This is a genomic window from Stenotrophomonas sp. YJH_SMC_54 (assembly GCF_059368435.1).
Genome location: NZ_JCAFRS010000009.1, coordinates 26,893 through 43,624 on the forward strand (window position 1 = coordinate 26,893; position 16,732 = coordinate 43,624).

13 protein-coding genes and 1 riboswitch are annotated in these 16,732 nt (G+C 67.1%); of the genes, 9 read left to right on the plus strand and 4 right to left on the minus strand.

The genetic code is table 11. The features are described from left to right. Positions 1-32: 32 nt before the first annotated feature. Complete coding sequence (locus AC5P5S_RS11895) at positions 33-3,479, plus strand: hybrid sensor histidine kinase/response regulator (protein WP_043034414.1); 3,447 nt, start codon at positions 33-35, stop codon at positions 3,477-3,479. Positions 3,480-3,518: 39 nt separating this feature from the next. On the opposite strand, the gene AC5P5S_RS11900 is transcribed toward AC5P5S_RS11895, so the two are convergent. From AC5P5S_RS11900 to acs, 3 genes are all read right to left on the minus strand, one after another. After that, entirely contained in the window at positions 3,519-4,094 is a 576-nt protein-coding gene (locus AC5P5S_RS11900; protein WP_049397048.1) for a manganese efflux pump MntP, read from the minus strand. An 88-nt stretch (positions 4,095-4,182) separates the two neighbouring features. Then, positions 4,183-4,272, minus strand: a riboswitch (yybP-ykoY riboswitch). A gap of 232 nt (positions 4,273-4,504) precedes the next feature. After that, positions 4,505-5,170, minus strand: coding sequence for a response regulator transcription factor (locus AC5P5S_RS11905; RefSeq protein ID WP_005411662.1), 666 nt, complete (start codon positions 5,168-5,170; stop codon positions 4,505-4,507). 79 nt (positions 5,171-5,249) lie between these two features. Continuing rightward, positions 5,250-7,193 (minus strand): acetate--CoA ligase, encoded by a 1,944-nt coding sequence (gene acs, locus AC5P5S_RS11910; RefSeq protein ID WP_005411661.1) that lies wholly within the window; start codon positions 7,191-7,193, stop codon positions 5,250-5,252. A gap of 245 nt (positions 7,194-7,438) precedes the next feature. On the opposite strand from acs, the gene AC5P5S_RS11915 reads away from it, so the two are divergent. The 4 genes from AC5P5S_RS11915 (at position 7,439) to xth (ending at position 13,209) form a co-directional block, all read left to right on the plus strand. Then, positions 7,439-8,866 (plus strand): DcaP family trimeric outer membrane transporter, encoded by a 1,428-nt coding sequence (locus AC5P5S_RS11915; RefSeq protein ID WP_005411660.1) that lies wholly within the window; start codon positions 7,439-7,441, stop codon positions 8,864-8,866. Between the two features lie 159 nt (positions 8,867-9,025). After that, positions 9,026-10,687, plus strand: coding sequence for an MFS transporter (locus AC5P5S_RS11920; protein WP_005411659.1), 1,662 nt, complete (start codon positions 9,026-9,028; stop codon positions 10,685-10,687). A gap of 213 nt (positions 10,688-10,900) precedes the next feature. Continuing rightward, a complete protein-coding gene (locus AC5P5S_RS11925) occupies positions 10,901-12,310 on the plus strand; it encodes a coniferyl aldehyde dehydrogenase (RefSeq protein WP_062605310.1) in 1,410 nt (469 codons plus the stop codon). Between the two features lie 131 nt (positions 12,311-12,441). After that, positions 12,442-13,209, plus strand: coding sequence for an exodeoxyribonuclease III (gene xth / locus AC5P5S_RS11930; protein ID WP_062605312.1), 768 nt, complete (start codon positions 12,442-12,444; stop codon positions 13,207-13,209). 72 nt (positions 13,210-13,281) lie between these two features. Here xth and AC5P5S_RS11935 read toward each other — a convergent pair whose 3' ends face one another. Next, positions 13,282-13,533, minus strand: coding sequence for a GlsB/YeaQ/YmgE family stress response membrane protein (locus AC5P5S_RS11935; protein ID WP_005411656.1), 252 nt, complete (start codon positions 13,531-13,533; stop codon positions 13,282-13,284). A gap of 84 nt (positions 13,534-13,617) precedes the next feature. Between AC5P5S_RS11935 and AC5P5S_RS11940 the strand changes: the two genes are divergently transcribed. From AC5P5S_RS11940 to AC5P5S_RS11955, 4 genes are all read left to right on the plus strand, one after another. Next, positions 13,618-14,217, plus strand: coding sequence for a 4'-phosphopantetheinyl transferase family protein (locus AC5P5S_RS11940; RefSeq protein ID WP_043034419.1), 600 nt, complete (start codon positions 13,618-13,620; stop codon positions 14,215-14,217). Positions 14,218-14,256: 39 nt separating this feature from the next. After that, positions 14,257-14,895, plus strand: a complete 639-nt coding sequence (gene rsmG / locus AC5P5S_RS11945; protein ID WP_012481632.1) for a 16S rRNA (guanine(527)-N(7))-methyltransferase RsmG — start codon at positions 14,257-14,259, stop codon at positions 14,893-14,895. Between the two features lie 113 nt (positions 14,896-15,008). Continuing rightward, positions 15,009-15,806 (plus strand): ParA family protein, encoded by a 798-nt coding sequence (locus tag AC5P5S_RS11950; protein ID WP_005411653.1) that lies wholly within the window; start codon positions 15,009-15,011, stop codon positions 15,804-15,806. Further along, positions 15,806-16,729, plus strand: coding sequence for a ParB/RepB/Spo0J family partition protein (locus AC5P5S_RS11955; RefSeq protein WP_062605313.1), 924 nt, complete (start codon positions 15,806-15,808; stop codon positions 16,727-16,729). The genes AC5P5S_RS11950 and AC5P5S_RS11955 overlap by 1 nt, the downstream gene beginning before the upstream one ends. Positions 16,730-16,732: the final 3 nt, after the last annotated feature.

Sequence of the window (16,732 nt, forward strand, 5' to 3'; positions counted from 1 at the left end):
CTACTGGCCCCTGTTCCGACGGAAATGCACGCGTGGTCTCCAGCTGGATCCTGCTGCTGGTCTCGGTTGCCTATGCCGCGCTGCTGTTCGGCGTGGCGTGGTGGGGTGACCGCCGGCCGATGTATCCCGATCGGCCGTGGCTGCGGCCGGTGGTGTACAGCCTGGCGCTGGCCGTTTACTGCTCGTCGTGGACCTTCTACGGCGCGGTGGGTACCGCCGTGCGCAACGGCATCGGCTACCTGCCGATCTATATCGGTCCGTTGCTGCTGCTGTTGTTCGGCTGGCGCATCATCGAACGCCTGGCGCTGATCGCGCGCAGCCAGAACGTGGTCTCCATCGCCGATTTCATCTCCTCGCGCTTCGGCCGCTCGCGGCGGTTGGCGGCACTGGTGGCGATCATCGCCCTGATCGGCATCATCCCGTACCTGGCCCTGCAGTACAAAGCGGTGGCGATGAGCCTGCAGGTGCTGACCGGCAACAGCGGCCCGACCGGCTTCTTCACCGATCCGGCGCTGTACGTGGCGCTGCTGATGGCGCTGTTCGCCACCCTGTTCGGCACCCGCCAGGTCGACGCCACCGAGCACCACCACGGCATGATGCTGGCGATCGCCTTCGAATCGGTGATCAAGCTGCTGGCCATGCTGGCCGTGGGCGTGTTCGCCTACCTGTGGCTGAGCAACCGCACCGACGCGGTGGTCGAGTCGGTGCATACGCTGTTCACCGGCCTGCCGCCGGTGGGCTTCATCTCGCAGACCCTGCTCAGCTTCCTGGCCATCATCTGCCTGCCACGCCAGTTCCACGTGGCCGTGGTCGAGTGCGGTGACGTGCGCGACGTACGCCGCGCGCGCTGGATGTTCGGTGGCTACCTGGTACTGATCTCGGGCATGGTGCTGCCGATCGCCACCGCCGGCGTGACCCTGTTCGGCACCGGCGGCAGCGTCGCCGACGACTCGATGGTGCTGGCCCTGCCGCTGGCCGAAGGCCGCAACGCGCTGGCGCTGATCGCCTATGTGGGCGGCTTCTCCGCCGCCACCGGCATGGTCATCGTCTCGTCCATCGCGCTGGCCACCATGGTCAGCAACGATCTGGTGATGCCGGTGCTGCTGCGTCGCAGTGGCGACCATCAGGAAGCCGCCGACGTTGCCTCGCGCGTGCTGTGGATCCGCCGCCTGGCGATCCTGCTGCTGGCGCTGATGGCCTACAGCTACTACCGCACCAGCAGCAACGACAGCACGCTGGCCTCGTACGGCCTGATGGCGTTCGCGGCGGTGGCGCAGTTCGCGCCCGGGCTGATCGGCGGTCTGTACTGGCGCGGCGCGAGCCGGCGTGGTGTCGAGGTGGGCATGCTGCTGGGCTTCGCCACCTGGCTGTACACACTGCTGCTGCCGGCGATGACCATGGCCGGCTGGGTCGATGCTGGCTGGGTGCAGCACGGCCCGTTCGGCATCGAGTGGCTGCGCCCGCAGCAGCTGTTCGGCATGACCGGCTGGGACCCGCTGACCCATGGCACGTTCTGGTCGCTGCTGGTCAATGCGGCGACGATGATGCTGGTGTCTGCACGCTGGCGGCCCGGTGTGGACGAGCGGCTGCGCGCCGCGCCGTTCCTCGACCCGTATGCCGAACGACCGTCGGTGGCGGGTGGTTGGCCGGGTCACGTGCATGTGGGCGATCTGCTGGCGCTGGCTTCGCGCGTGGTCGGCGAGCGCCACGCGCGGCGTTCGTTCTTCGAGCAGGCACAGTCGCTGGGCCGCGAGCTGCAATCCTCGGCGCCGGCCGACCGGCCGTGGGTGCAGTTCACCGAACGCCTGCTGGCCGCGTCGATTGGTGCGGCCTCGGCGCGCCTGCTGCTGACCAGCCTGCTGCGTGGCTCGGGCATGGACCTGGGCGAAGTGGTGGCGGTGCTGGACGAAGCCGGGCAGGAACTGCGCTTCAACCGCGAGATCCTGTCGACCACGCTGGAGAACATCAGCGCCGGGGTCAGCGTGGTCGATCCGGACATGCGCCTGACCGCATGGAATCGTCGTTACCAGGACATGTTCGGCTACCCCGACGGCATGCTCTACGTAGGTCGCCCTGTGGCCGACCTGATCCGCTACAACGCCGAGCGCGGCGAGCTGGGCGAGGGTGATATCGAAGTGCAGATCAACCGACGCATCGGCTACATGCGCGCGGGGTCACCGCACGTGTTCGAGCGCACCCGCAGCGATGGCAAGGTGATCGAGATGCGTGGCCAGGCGCTGCCCGGCGGCGGTTACGTGACCAGCTACAACGACATCACCGACTACAAGCACGCGGAAAAGGCCCTGCTGGAAGCTAACGAAACGCTGGAACAGCGCGTGGCCGAGCGTTCGCATGAGGCCGAGGTCGCGCAGCAGTCGAAGACCCGCTTCCTGGCGGCGATCAGCCATGACGTGCTGCAGCCACTGAACGCCGCACGCCTGTTCGCTTCCGCGCTGCGCGACAGCGATCACGTGAGCGATGAGCAGAAGCACCTGGCCGAGCGTGTGGATGCGTCGTTGCGTGCGGCCGAAGAGCTGCTCGATGGCCTGCTGGATGTGTCTCGGCTGGATGCCGGTGGCCTGCACCCGGTGATCGGCGAGTTCGACGTGAGTGCGTTGATGCGTGAGCTGGCCGCGCAGTACACCCCGGTCGCCGCCGGCCGTGGCCTGCGCCTGGACCTGTTCGCACGCCCGGCATGGGTGCGCAGTGACCGCCGCCTGCTGCGCCGCGTGCTGCAGAACTTCCTGGCCAACGCGCTGCGTTACACCCGCCAGGGTCGCATCGTGCTGGCCGTGCGCCAGCGCGGCGATGAAGTGGAGCTGCAGGTCTGGGATACCGGTCCTGGCATTCCCGAGCACCACATGCGGCAGATCTTCGATGAGTTCCACCGCTACCAGCAGCCGTTCGACTGGGGCGAGCAGGGCCTGGGCCTGGGCCTGTCGATCTGCCAGCGCATCTCGCGTCTGCTTGACCATCGCCTCAATGCGCGCAGCCGGGTCGGCAAGGGATCGATGTTCTCGATCATTCTGCCGCGGGTGGCACCATTGCCGGGTTACACCGAGCTGGCCACGCCGGTACAGGCGGTGGCCGCACCGGTACGCAGCGATTCGCTGGCTGGCCTGCGCGTGCTGTGCGTGGACAACGACGAGGAGATCCTCGACGGCATGCGCGCACTGCTCGGCCGTTGGCAGGTGCAGGTGATCACGGCATCGACGGTGGATCAGGCGTTGGAGAAAGTGGCCGAACGGCCACAGGTGATGCTGGTCGACTACCACCTGCACGACCGCATGGATGGCCTGGACGCCCTGGTGGCCCTGCGCGAAGCCGCCGGTTACCCGCTGCCGGGTGCGCTGCTGACCGCCGATGGTCGCGACGAGCTGAAGCGGATGGCACGCGAACGTGGCTATCGCGTGCTGACCAAGCCGATCAAGCCGGCCTCGCTGCGCGCCTTCCTCGGCGCGCTGCGCGACGCGCAGTAGTGCCGGCCGCTGGCCGGCAACCACGTAATCGCGGAAGCGTTACCCCACGCCGTGCAGGTGCTCGTACAGGATCGTCGCACCGATGATCACCAGGATCACGCCACCGATGATCTCGGCACGCTTGCCGACCATGCTGCCCAGCACGCGGCCGAGCATGATGCCGGCGGTGACCATGGTCAGCGTGCACAGGCCGATGACCGCGGCCATCACGCCGATATGCACATCCATGAAGGCCAGGCCGATACCCACCGCCATCGCATCGATGCTGGTGGCGAAACCGGTCAGCGCCAGCTTCCAGAAGCCGTGGTGCTGCGAAGGGTCTTCGTCTTCCTCGGCACTGTCCGGGCGCAGGCCGTTGTAGATCATGTGGATGCCCAGCGCGCCGAGCAGGCCGAAGGCGATCCAGTGGTCGAAGGCTTCGACGTACTGCAGCGCGGCGCGACCGAGCAGCCAGCCGATGATGGGCGTGATCGCCTCGATGACGCCGAAGATGATGCCGGCACGCAAGGCATCGCGGAACACCGGCCTGCGCATGGCCGCACCCTTGCCGATCGCGGCGGCAAAGGCATCGGTGGACATGGCAAAGCCGATCAGGAGGATCGAAATGGGGGACATGGACAGCGGCTGAGGTCGGGCCAGGACGGACGCACGGCCTGCGCTCGCGCCCAACCTGACGTTGCGCGCGCGGGCCGCTGGTCTCGCCAACCATCATGGTTGTCCACGCCACGGCGCACCGGCCGAGTATGTTGACGTGGACGATTCCTGCGAAGGAATCCGGCTACTCCCCAAGGGGACGCGAAGCTTAGCATCGCGATTCGCGCGTGGCGCATTTCCAGCGAAACGCGCAGGCTGGGCTGGTTTGTATAGCGATGGCTATATCGCGAGCGCAACGGTGCCGGGTAGTGCCGGCCGCTGGCCGGCATGCGCAACGGCGAGAGCGTGCCAAGCAAGCTTGGCACCTACCGAAGCGGTTTCGGGTGATTTCAGGGGCTGAAGGCGATTGCCGGCCAGCGGCCGGCACTACCTCAGTCTTCTTCCGGCGGCAGCACGATGGCGTCGTCGTCGATCGCCAGCTTGCCGGCCATCAGCACGGCCTGGGTGCGGTTGGTCACGCCCAGCTTGCGCAGGATGGCGGTGACGTGGGCCTTGATCGTCGCTTCGGAGACATTGAGGTCGTAGGCGATCTGCTTGTTCAAGCGGCCGGCGCCCAGCATCTGCAGCACGCGGAACTGCTGCGGGGTGAGCTCGCGCAGTCGCTGGCCGACTTCGCGTTCCTCACGCTCGGTGGGCGGCACGTTGTGCGCTTCCGGCGGCGCCCAGGTCTCGCCATCGAGGATGGTGCCCAGTGCGTGGCCGATGGTGTCCGAATCCGCAGACTTCGGAATGAAGCCCAGCGCGCCGTGGTCGAGCGCGCGGCGCATCACCGTCGCCTCTTCGCGCGCGGACACCACCACCACCGGCAGGTGCGGATGCAGCGAGCGCATGTGCACCAGTGCATTGAAACCCTGCGCACCGGGCATGTTGAGATCCATCAGGACCAGGTCGGCGTCGTTGTGCTGGTCGGCCAGCGCGTACAGCGCTTCCACGCTGTCTGCCTCGAACAGCTGCACGCCGGGGATGACCCGCTGCACGGCCCCACGCAGGGCTTCGCGGAACAGCGGGTGGTCATCGGCAATCAGGAGGGTGGTCATGGTCGGGGGGAACCGTGGGGGAAAGCAGATGGGGTCAGAGCCCTTTCCTTGCGGAAAGGGATCCGACCCCGGTCGTACATCAGCGCACCTTGCGCTCGTCCACCAGTGACGCCACCACCGACGGATCGGCCAGGGTCGAAGTGTCGCCGAGCTGGTCCGGCGCGTTCTCGGCGATCTTGCGCAGGATGCGGCGCATGATCTTGCCCGAGCGGGTCTTCGGCAGGCCCGGCGCCCACTGCAGGTGGTCCGGCGTGGCGATCGGGCCGATCTCCTTGCGCACCCAGGCGATCAGCTCCTTGTGCAGCTCGTCGCTCGGTGCCTCTTCGGCCACCAGGGTGACGTAGGCGTAGATGCCCTGGCCCTTCACGTCGTGCGGGAAGCCGACCACGGCCGCCTCGGCCACCTTCGGGTGCGAAACCAGCGCGCTTTCCACTTCAGCGGTGCCGATGCGGTGGCCAGACACGTTGATCACGTCGTCGACGCGGCCGGTGATCCAGTAATAGCCGTCCTCGTCGCGTCGGCAACCGTCGCCGGTGAAGTAGCTGCCCGGGTAGGTGCGGAAATAGGTATCGATGAAACGCTGGTGGTCGCCGTACACCGTGCGCATCTGGCCCGGCCAGGAATCACGGATGATCAGGTTGCCCTCGGTCGGGCCGTCCTGGATCTCGCCATCGGCATTGACCAGCGCCGGCTGCACGCCGAAGAAGGGCAGGGTGGCCGAACCCGGCTTGAGGTCCATCGCGCCGGCCAGCGGCGAGATCAGGATGCCGCCGGTCTCGGTCTGCCACCAGGTATCGACGATCGGGCAGCGGCTGTCGCCGACCACCTCGTAGTACCAGCGCCAGGCTTCCGGGTTGATCGGCTCGCCGACGCTGCCGAGCAGGCGCAGCGAGGCGCGCGAGGTCTTCTTCACCGGCTCCTCGCCTTCGCGCATCAGCGCACGGATGGCGGTCGGGGCGGTATAGAAGATGGTCACCTTGTGCTTGTCGATGACGTTCCAGAAGCGCGAGGTGTCCGGGTAGTTCGGCACGCCTTCGAACATCAGCGAGGTCGCGCCGTTGGCCAGCGGCCCGTACACGATGTAGCTGTGGCCGGTGACCCAGCCGACGTCGGCGGTGCACCAGTAGATGTCGTCCTCGCGCAGGTCGAACACCGCTTCATGGGTGTAGGCCGCGTACAGCAGGTAACCGCCGGTGGTGTGCAGCACGCCCTTCGGCTTGCCGGTGGAACCGGAGGTGTAGAGGATGAACAGCGGGTCTTCCGCGTTCATGCGTTCCGGTTCGCAGGTGGCGGGCTGGCTGTCCACCACATCGTGGAACCAGCGGTCGCGCGGGGCCTGCATGTCCACCGCGCCGCCGGTGTGGCGCACCACCAGCACGGTTTCCACGGTATTGGTGCCCGGCAGCTTCAGCGCGGCATCGACGTTGGCCTTCAGCGGAATCCTGCGGCCACCGCGCAGGCCCTCGTCGGCGGTGATGATCAGCTTGCTCTGGCAGTCGCTGACACGGTCGGCGATCGAGTTCGGCGCGAAGCCACCGAACACCACCGAGTGGATCGCACCGATGCGCGCGCAGGCCAGCATGGCCACGGCGGCGTCGACGATCATCGGCAGGTAGATGGTGACGCGGTCGCCCTTCTTGACGCCGAGATTGCGCAGTGCATTGCCGAGGCGGCAGGTGCGCTCGTACAGCTCGCGGTAGGTCACGTGCTGGGCCGGTGCATCCGGGCCGTCCGGCTCGAACAGCAGGGCGGTCTTGTCGCCGCGCGTTTCCAGCTGGCGATCCAGGCAGTTCACGCTGGCATTGAGCTCGCCATCTTCGAACCACTTGATGTGGAAGTCGGACAGGTCGTAGCTGACGTTCTTGATCCTGGTCGGCTTGCGCATCCACTGCAGGCGCTCGGCGGCCTTGCCCCAGAAACCATCCGGGTCGGTCACCGAAGCCTGGTACTGCTGTTCGTACGACGTCTTGTCGATGCGTGCCTTGGCGGCGAACTGCGGATCGACGGGGTAGATATCAGCCATGGCACCCTCACTTGCACGTTGACTTTGTATGTGCGGTCGCAGCATCGCAGCGACCGATCCCCTTCAGTTTGCCCCATCCACCCCCGGCCGCGTCACCACTCTGGTTAGACCATGGTCGAAAGTGAGCGCCCAGCAGGGCCGGGTTCGACCAATGGCGAATAGCCGCTATACATAATCGCCCCGCAGTCTCGGCTCGACCGTGCCCCACGCGCGGCATCACCTTGCCACTTGGGAGAGAGGGCAACATGAGCCACCGTACGTTGAAAGCCGTGCGCACACCTTTGGCGGCCTGCCTGTTGGTCGCCCTGGTCGCACCGGGCATGGCGTTCGCTGAGACCGCCAAAGAGAAGGCGCTGGAAGCACGCGTTGCCGAACTGGAACGCCAGGTCCAGCTGCTGCTGTCTTCGCAGCAACAACAACAGACCCAGATCAGCCAGACCCAGCAGGCGGTGACCGAAGTGCGCACGGTGCAGGCCGGGCAGAAGCCGGTTGCTTCGGTGCCGGCCGGCAAGCAGCCGATCCAGGTCACCACCATCACCCCGGGCGCGGCGCCGGGTACCACGGTCAAGATCGGCGGCTTCATCAAGGCCGACTTCCTGGCCACCCAGACCAGCGATGGCCAGCTGGCCGACGACGCCACCGGCCGCTCGCTGTACCTGCCGGGCCAGACCCCGGTGGAAGGCGCCGGCGGCAGCGGCAAGCGTTCGGGCACCGACTTCAATGCCCACGCCAAGTTCTCGCGCTTCAACCTGGGCATCGACAACGTGAGCGAGTCGGGCAACAAGGCCGGTGCGTTCTTCGAGATGGACTTCTTCGGCAACTCGCTGGGCAACCAGACCGCCACCAATACCTACGGTGTGACCCTGCGCCACGCCTACATGTACTGGAACAACTGGATGGCAGGCCAGACCTGGTCCAACTTCATGGACGCGGCCGCACTGCCGGAAGCGGTCGACTTCGTCGGCCCCACCGACGGCGTGATCTTCGTGCGCCAGGCCCAGGTGCGCTACACCCAGGGTGGCTTCAGCGTCGCGCTGGAAAACCCGGAAACCACCACCCTTACCGGTACCCGCAACCCGGTCACCGGCGCCTGGACCAACACCAGCGCCAACTCCGACCGTGGCAGCCTGCCTGACCTGACCCTGCGCTATGGCTGGAAGGGTGACTGGGGCACCTTCGGTGTCGGCGGCATCGTCCGTCAGCTGAAGGTCGACAACCAGGCCACCGGCGCCAAGGCCGACAAGGTGGCTGGCGGCCTGACCCTGGGCGGCAAGTGGGTGATGGGTGACAGCGATTCGCTGCACTACCAGCTGACCGGCGGCGAAGGCATCGCCCGCTACATCGGCCTGGGCATCACCGCCGATAGCGCCTACGACGTGGCCCGCGACGAGCTCAACCCGACCGGCGTGCTGGCCGGCTACGTGGGCTGGCGGCATGCGTTCTCACCGAAGCTGCGCACCAACCTGATCTATGCGCGCAGCGACTACGACAACGACAGCATCCTGGGCCCGCTGGTGACCAAGAGCGTGCAGAGCATCCGCGGCAACATCTTCTATTCGCCGCTGCCCAAGGTCGATATCGGCGCCGAGCTGATGTACGGCCGTCGCGAAGTGGAGAACGGCAACAAGGGTGACATCACCCGATTGCAGTTCACCACGAAGTACAGCTTCTAAGAGCGTGCCGGCCAGCGGCCGGCACCTACCGAGATGGGGTGCCGGCCAAGTTCGGCATCTACCGAGATGGAGTGCCGGCCAAGGTCGGCATCTACCGAATTGAGTGCCGGCCAAGGTCGGCACCCACCAACAACGATTGCTTCGGAGGGGAAGCGTCCCATGTCCAGTACACCCAGCACCGCACATAAAGCGGGCACCCTGACCAAGGGCCACAAGAAGGTCATCTTCGCCTCGAGCCTCGGCACGGTCTTCGAGTGGTATGACTTCTTCCTGTACGGCTCGCTCGCGGCCATCATCGCCAAGCAGTTCTTCAGTGGCGTCAATGAAACCACGGGCATGATCTTCGCCCTGCTGGCGTTTGCCGCCGGCTTCTTCGTGCGTCCGTTCGGCGCGGCCTTCTTCGGCAGCCTCGGCGACCGCATCGGCCGCAAGTACACCTTCCTGGTCACCATCCTGATCATGGGCATCTCGACCTTCCTGGTCGGCGTGCTGCCCAACTACGCCTCGATCGGTTTCGCCGCACCGGTGATCCTGATCATCCTGCGCCTGGCCCAGGGTCTGGCGATGGGCGGCGAGTACGGCGGTGCCGCCACCTACGTGGCCGAGCACGCGCCGGACGACAAGCGCGGCCTCTACACCAGCTTCATCCAGTGCACCGCCACGCTCGGCCTGTTCATGTCGCTGCTGATCATCCTGGCCTGCCGTTACTTCCTGGGCAATGAAGCCTTTGAAGCCTGGGGCTGGCGCATCCCGTTCCTGGTCTCGATCCTGCTGCTGGGCGTGTCGGTGTGGATCCGCCTGCAGCTGAGCGAGTCGCCGCTGTTCCAGCAGATGAAGTCCGAGGGCAAGGGTTCCAAGACGCCGTTCCGTGACAGCCTGAAGGGCGGCAACCTGAAGCTGATGCTGCTGGTCCTGCTCGGTGCGGCGGCCGGCCAGGCCGTGGTCTGGTACGGCGGCCAGTTCTACGCGCTGTTCTTCCTCAGCAGCATGCTGAAGGTCGATGCCACCACCTCCTACCTGCTGATCGCGGCCGCGCTGGCGCTGGGCGTGCCGTTCTTCATCTTCTTCGGGTGGCTGTCCGACCGCATTGGCCGCAAGAAGATCATCCTGGCCGGCTGCCTGCTGGCGGCCATCACCTACATCCCGATCTTCAAGGGCCTGACCCACTTCGCCAACCCGGCCATCGAAGAAGCGCGTGCATCCTCGCCGGCGCTGGTCGTCGCCGATCCGAACACCTGTTCATTCCAGTTCGATCCGGTGGGCCTGCGCAAGTTCACCAGCTCCTGCGACGTGGCCACCGCCGCGCTGACCAAGGCCGGTGTGCCGTACGACGTGCAGCCCGCCGCCGCCGGTTCGCTGGCGATGGTGAACGTGGGCAGTGCCAGCGTCACCTCGTATGAGGCCGCTGGCCTGACCAAGGAAGAAGGCAAGGCCAAGGCCGATGCATTCGGTGCGGAACTGAAGACCGCCCTGACCACCGCCGGCTACCCGGCCAAGGCTGATGGCGCCCGCATCAACATCGCCGGCACCATCTTCATGCTGTGGCTGCTGGTGCTGTACGTGACCATGGTCTACGGCCCGATTGCCGCTTATCTGGTCGAACTGTTCCCGACCCGCATCCGCTACACCTCGATGTCGCTGCCGTACCACATCGGCAACGGCTGGTTCGGTGGCTTCCTGCCGGCGATCTCGTTCGCGCTGGTGGCCGGTACCGGCAACCTGTACTACGGCCTGTGGTACCCCATCATCATTGCGCTGATGTCGGTGGTGATCGGCGGCCTGTTCCTGCGTGAGACCAAGGACGTGGATATCACCAAGTAACCGGTGTGCCGACCAACGGTCGGCACTCACCGGGTTTCAGGGGCCGCGGTGCAGACCGCGGCCTTTCTGTTTGTGGGGCGTGCCCACTCGGCTCGCATTCCGGTAGTGCCGGCCGCTGGCCGGCAACGGCTTTATGTCCGCGGAGATTCATGAGGTTGCCGGCCAGCGGCCGACACTACCATTGCGTCGCGCAGCACCCCGTATAGTCGGCCCATGACCACCACTACGCCGGAAGACCTCCCCGCCCTCCTGCACACCCTGCGCAGCGCCTGGCAGTCGCAGCGCCCGTCGCTGGACCAGCGCGAAGCTGACCTGCGCCGCCTGCGCGAGGCGTTGAAGCCACGTTTGGACGAGATGGCCCAAGCCATCGCCGAGGACTTTGGCCATCGCGCCCGCGTTGAATCGAAGCTGGCCGATGGCATGAGCGTGCTGTCGGCCATCGATCACCTGCGCCGCCACCTGCGGCGCTGGTCGAAGCCACAGCGGGTGGGGGCGGGCTGGCGGCTTTGGCCCGCGCGTGCGCAGCTGCGGCCGACGCCGCTGGGCGTGGTCGGGGTGATCTCGCCTTGGAATTACCCGGTTACGCTGGCGCTGGTGCCGCTGGCCACCGCGATTGCCGCCGGCAACCATGTGTTGCTGAAGCCCTCGGAACACACACCACGCACCAGTGCATTCCTGGCCGATCTGCTGGCCAGTGTGTTCCCGCCCGATCGCGTGGCGGTGGTGCAGGGCGGGGCGGACGTGGCGGAGGCAGTGTCTTCGCTGCCGCTGGACCATCTGTTGTTCACCGGTTCGACGGCGGTCGGCCGCAAGGTGATGGCCGCCGCCGCCGAACATCTGGTGCCGGTCACGCTGGAACTGGGCGGCAAGTCGCCGGCCATCGTCTGTCGCGATTTCCCGCTGGACAAAGCAGCCACACGGCTGGCCACCGGCAAGTGGTTCAACGCCGGCCAGACCTGCATCGCGCCGGATTACGTGCTGATCGATACCGCGCGCCAGCGCGAGTTCGTGCAGGCGCTGCAGCAGCAGGTGCGCGAGCGCTATGGCGACTTCAGCGATGCTGACGATTACACCCGCATCATCAACGAGGGTCAGTACCGGCGCCTGCAGGGGTACCTGGCGCAGGCGCGCGAGCGCGGGGTGCCGGTGATTCCGCTGGCGCAGGTGGATGAGGCGCGTGCCGACCGCGAGCGCCTGCTGGTGCCGACCGTGGTGCTGGACCCGCCGGACGACCTGGACCTGATGCGCGAGGAGATCTTCGGGCCGATCCTGCCGGTGCGGGCCTATCCGGATCTGGAGGCGGCGCTGGCCGACGTATTGTCCCGTGACCGGCCGCTGGCACTGTATCCCTTCAGTCATGACACGGCGACGGTGGAACGCATCCTCGGCCAGGTGGTGGCCGGCGGGGTGACGGTGAATGACACGCTGCTGCACTTCGCCGCCGATGGCCTGCCGTTCGGTGGGGTGGGGGCCAGCGGCATGGGCGCGTACCACGGCCGCGCCGGGTTCGATGCGATGAGCAAGCGGCTGCCGGTGCTGTGGCAGTCGCGCTGGGCGGCCAGCGACCGGCTGCGGCCGCCGTATTCGAAGATTGCGGGGTTGTTGAAGCTGCTGCTTCGGTAGTGCCGGCCGCTGGCCGGCAACTGCATGGACCGTCGGCAAGACCCTGCAGTTGCCGGCCAGCGGCCGGCACTACCGGTGGGTGCCCACCTGGGGTGGCACGCGTGCCAAGCCCACCCGGGTAGAATGCCCGCATGAAGATCGCCTCGTGGAACGTCAATTCGCTCAATGTCCGCCTGCCGCACCTGGAGCAGTGGCTCAGGGAGTTCGGCCCGGACATCGTCGGTATCCAGGAAACCAAGCTGGAGGACCACAAGTTCCCCGATTCGGCGCTGATCGCCGCCGGCTACCGCAGCGTGTTCGCCGGCCAGAAGACCTACAACGGCGTGGCGCTGCTGTCGCGTGAGTCGGCGCAGGACGTGCAGATCGGCATTCCCGGTTTCGAGGACGAACAGAAGCGCGTCATTGCCGGTACCTTCGGCGACCTGCGGGTGATCAACCTGTACGTGGTCAATGGCCAGGACATCGGCACCGACAAGTACGACTACAAGCTGCGCTGGCTGGAAGCGGTGCATGCCTGGATCGCCGAAGAACTGCAGCGGCATCCGAAGCTGATCGTGATGGGTGACTTCAACATCGCCCCGGACGCGCGCGATGTGCACGACCCGGAGGTGTGGAACGACAACCACATCCTGACCTCCACCGCCGAGCGCGGCGCGCTCAACAAGCTGCTGCAGCTGGGTCTGCACGATGGCTTCCGCCTGCACAACGACGAGGCGGGCACCTTCAGCTGGTGGGATTACCGTGCCGCCGGCTTCCGCCGCAACCTGGGCCTGCGCATCGACCTGACCCTGGTCTCCGATGCGCTGAAGGGCAGCGCGGTGGCCTCGGGCATCGACCGCGCGCCGCGCACCTGGGAACGCCCGAGCGACCATGCGCCGGCCTGGGTGCAGATCGGTTGAACGAACAGGGCCCGACGATTGCCGGGCCCGTTCTGGAACATCTGCCGGCCAGTGGCCGGCGCTACCCTCGGATCACCGTATGCTCTTGCGGGTGAACAGGTTGACGATCGCCAGCAGGATCACCGCGCCGATCAGCGAGAACAGGAAGGTGCGGATGGTGATCGCTTCGTTGATGCCGCCGCCGAACAGCCAGCCGGAAATCAGCGCGCCGACGATGCCGACCACGATGTTGAGGATGATGCCCTGCTGGGCATCGCGCTTCATGATGATGCTGGCCAGCCAGCCTACGATGCCGCCGACGATCAGCCAGATGATGATGCCCATGATCGAACCTCCGGTGGGAAACTGTGACCAGTTGACGCGCACGGCCGTGAACCCGTCGTGCAATTGCGTGATGGACGCGTGCGGATGAGCCTGCCAGCCACCCTCGACGGCCCGTGGCGCTTCGGTCCGGTAACGGTCTGGCGGCGTCCGCACGTGCCGGGCCAGCGCGGTGAACCGCAGGCCCGGCAGGTACTGGCGCAGGCGCTGGGCACCGATCCGCAGACGCTGCCACTGGTCCGTGACGACAAGGGCCGGCCGGAGCTGAGCGGCCCGTTGGCCCACTATGGGACCGGCTGGAGCCACAGCGGTGAGGTGCTGCTGGTGGCGCTGGGCGAAGGCGTGCGGTTGGGCGTGGACCTGGAACTGCTGCGGCCGCGGCCGCGTCTTCTGGAAATCGTGCGGCGCTTCTTCCACCCGCAGGAGGTGGCCTGGCTGGAACGCCTGGACGAGGCCGACCGCGAGCACTGGTTCTTCCGCGTATGGTGCGTCAAGGAGGCGATCCTGAAGGCGCACGGGCAGGGCATCTCGTTCGGGCTGCACCGCCTGCAGTTGGCGCCGGGGGCCGATGGCGCCCTGCACCTGCGCTGGTGCGACCCGGAACTGGGCGAGGCCGCGCGCTGGCACCTGCACGAATGGCAGGCCAGCGGCCAGTTCCGTGCGGCGTTGGCCTGGTATCCGCACTGAAGCGGGGAATCAGCGCGCAAAACCGGCGATAATGTCGGCATGAGCGAACACCCACTTCCCGCCAGCGTGGCTGCCACGCTGGAACAGGGCCTGGCCAGCATGGGCCTGGACGCCGCGCTGGCGCCGCCGCTGCTGCGCTACCTGGCCCTGCTGCACCGCTGGAACGGCACCTACAACCTCACCGCCATCCGCGACCCGCAGGAGATGGTTACCCGCCACCTGCTCGATTCGCTGGCGATGCAGCCGTTCGTGGCTGATGGCAGCCTGGCCGACCTCGGTACCGGCCCCGGGTTGCCCGGCATCCCGCTTGCGATCGCCTGCCCGGGCCTGCAGGTCACCCTGGTGGAGAGCAACGGCAAGAAGGCGCGCTTCATGCGCGAGGCCGTGCGCCAGCTCGGCCTGGGCAACGCCCGCGTGGCCGAATCGCGGGCCGAAGCGCTGGACGAGGCCGGTCGTTACGACCAGCTGACCGCGCGCGCAATGGATACCCTGGCTGGCATCGTCCGCGTCGGTGGCCATCTGCTGCGCCCCGGTGGCGTGCTGCTGGCCATGAAGGGCGTCTACCCGCATGAGGAGATCGCGGAACTGCCGGCTGGCTGGCAGGTGCGTGAGGTGACCCCGCTGAGCGTGCCCGGCCTGGCCGGCGAACGCCACCTGGTCACCGTTACAGGTCCCTGATTCCCGCCGCCAGCCCTTTGTGGAACAACGGGTTGGCGATCCACGATTTCCGCAAGGGGCCGGTTGTACGCATAATGACCGGTCCCAACCATCCGTCGACGAGGCACACCCGCATGGCCCGCATCATCGCCATCGCCAACCAGAAGGGTGGCGTCGGCAAGACCACGACCGCCGTCAACCTGGCCGCTTCCCTGGCCAACGCACCCAAGCGCGTGCTGTTGGTCGACCTGGACTCGCAGGGCAACGCGACCATGGGCAGCGGCGTGGACAAGCGTGAGCTGGCGGCCTCCACCTGCGATCTGCTGCTGGGCGAGAACAGCGCCGCCGATGTGCGCGTGCAGACCGCCGAAGGCTACGACCTGCTGCCGGGCAACATCGACCTGACCGCCGCCGAGATCCAGCTGATGGGCCAGAGCGAGCGCGAGCAGCGCCTGAAGCGCGCACTGGCGCCGATCCGCGACGAGTACGACTACATCCTGATCGATTGCCCGCCGGCGTTGTCGCTGCTGACGCTCAACGCGCTGGCCGCCGCCGATTCGGTGATCGTGCCGATGCAGTGCGAGTACTACGCACTGGAAGGCCTGAGCGCGCTGGTGGAAACCATCGAAGCGCTGCGCACCAGCCTGAACCCGGCGCTGGAGATCGAAGGCGTGCTGCGCACCATGTTCGACGTGCGCAACAACCTGGCCAACGCAGTGTCGGCCGAGCTCACCGAGCACTTCGGCGACCGCGTGTTCCGCACCATCGTGCCGCGCAACGTGCGCCTGGCCGAGGCGCCCAGCCATGGCCAGAGCATCGTCGGCTACGACCGCGCCTCGCGCGGTGGCGTGGCCTACCTGGGCCTGGCCGGCGAGATCATCCGCCGCAACAACGAACGCAACAAGGCCGCCAAGGCCGTGGAGACCGTCTGATGACCAGCAGCAAGCCGGCAGCCAAGAAGCGAGGCCTCGGCCGTGGCCTGGACGCGCTGCTGGGCCCGAAAGGCGCGGTCAGCCAGGTGCAGGCCACCACCGCGGTGATTGAGCCGCTGCCGGGTGAAGTGCTGCGCAAGTTGCCGGTCGGCCAGCTGCAGCCGGGCAAGTACCAGCCGCGCCGCGAGATGGACGAGGGCAAGCTCTCCGAGCTGGCCGACTCGATCAAGTCGCAGGGCGTGATCCAGCCGATCCTGGTGCGCCAGCTGCCGGCAGGCAACTACGAAATCGTCGCCGGTGAGCGCCGCTGGCGCGCATCGCAGCTGGCCGGCCTGGACGAAGTGCCGGTGGTGGTGCGCGAGCTGGAAGACCGCACCGTCATCGCGATGGCGCTGATCGAGAACATCCAGCGCGAAGACCTCAACCCGCTGGAAGAAGCCGAGGCGCTGCAGCGCCTGATCAGCGAGTTCACCCTGACCCATGCCGAGGCCGCCGAGGCCGTCGGCCGCTCGCGCGCGGCGGTGTCCAACCTGCTGCGCCTGCTGGAGCTGCCGGTGGCGATCCGACTGCTGCTGGAAACCCGCCGCCTGGAAATGGGCCACGCCCGCGCGCTGCTGACCCTGGCTCCCGAGCTGGCTGGCAAGCTGGCGCAGGAAGCGGCCGATGAAGGCTGGTCGGTGCGCGAGGTCGAGCGCCGTGCGCAGGCCTTCGCCGCCGGCAAGGTGCCGAGCAACCGCCCGGTGGCGACGCAGAAGGTGCAGCAGGCCGACATCGCCTCGCTGGAAACCGAACTGTCCGAAGCACTGGGTGCCAAGGTGGCGATCAACCACGGCCGGGGCGGCAAGGGCAAGCTGATCATCCACTACACCGACCTGGACACCCTGGACGGCGTGCTGGAAAAGCTGCGCACGCGCCAGGGCTGAGCC

What these genes read in the sequence shown, in the direction of transcription:
- AC5P5S_RS11900 (WP_049397048.1), bottom strand. Translation starts at nt 4,094, where the DNA reads ATGTCCCCCATTTCGATCCTCCTGATCGGCTTTGCCATGTCCACCGAT.
- AC5P5S_RS11905 (WP_005411662.1), bottom strand. Translation starts at nt 5,170, where the DNA reads ATGACCACCCTCCTGATTGCCGATGACCACCCGCTGTTCCGCGAAGCC.
- acs (WP_005411661.1), bottom strand. Translation starts at nt 7,193, where the DNA reads ATGGCTGATATCTACCCCGTCGATCCGCAGTTCGCCGCCAAGGCACGC.
- AC5P5S_RS11915 (WP_005411660.1), top strand. Translation starts at nt 7,439, where the DNA reads ATGAGCCACCGTACGTTGAAAGCCGTGCGCACACCTTTGGCGGCCTGC.
- AC5P5S_RS11920 (WP_005411659.1), top strand. Translation starts at nt 9,026, where the DNA reads ATGTCCAGTACACCCAGCACCGCACATAAAGCGGGCACCCTGACCAAG.
- AC5P5S_RS11925 (WP_062605310.1), top strand. Translation starts at nt 10,901, where the DNA reads ATGACCACCACTACGCCGGAAGACCTCCCCGCCCTCCTGCACACCCTG.
- xth (WP_062605312.1), top strand. Translation starts at nt 12,442, where the DNA reads ATGAAGATCGCCTCGTGGAACGTCAATTCGCTCAATGTCCGCCTGCCG.
- AC5P5S_RS11935 (WP_005411656.1), bottom strand. Translation starts at nt 13,533, where the DNA reads ATGGGCATCATCATCTGGCTGATCGTCGGCGGCATCGTAGGCTGGCTG.
- AC5P5S_RS11940 (WP_043034419.1), top strand. Translation starts at nt 13,618, where the DNA reads ATGAGCCTGCCAGCCACCCTCGACGGCCCGTGGCGCTTCGGTCCGGTA.
- rsmG (WP_012481632.1), top strand. Translation starts at nt 14,257, where the DNA reads ATGAGCGAACACCCACTTCCCGCCAGCGTGGCTGCCACGCTGGAACAG.
- AC5P5S_RS11950 (WP_005411653.1), top strand. Translation starts at nt 15,009, where the DNA reads ATGGCCCGCATCATCGCCATCGCCAACCAGAAGGGTGGCGTCGGCAAG.
- AC5P5S_RS11955 (WP_062605313.1), top strand. Translation starts at nt 15,806, where the DNA reads ATGACCAGCAGCAAGCCGGCAGCCAAGAAGCGAGGCCTCGGCCGTGGC.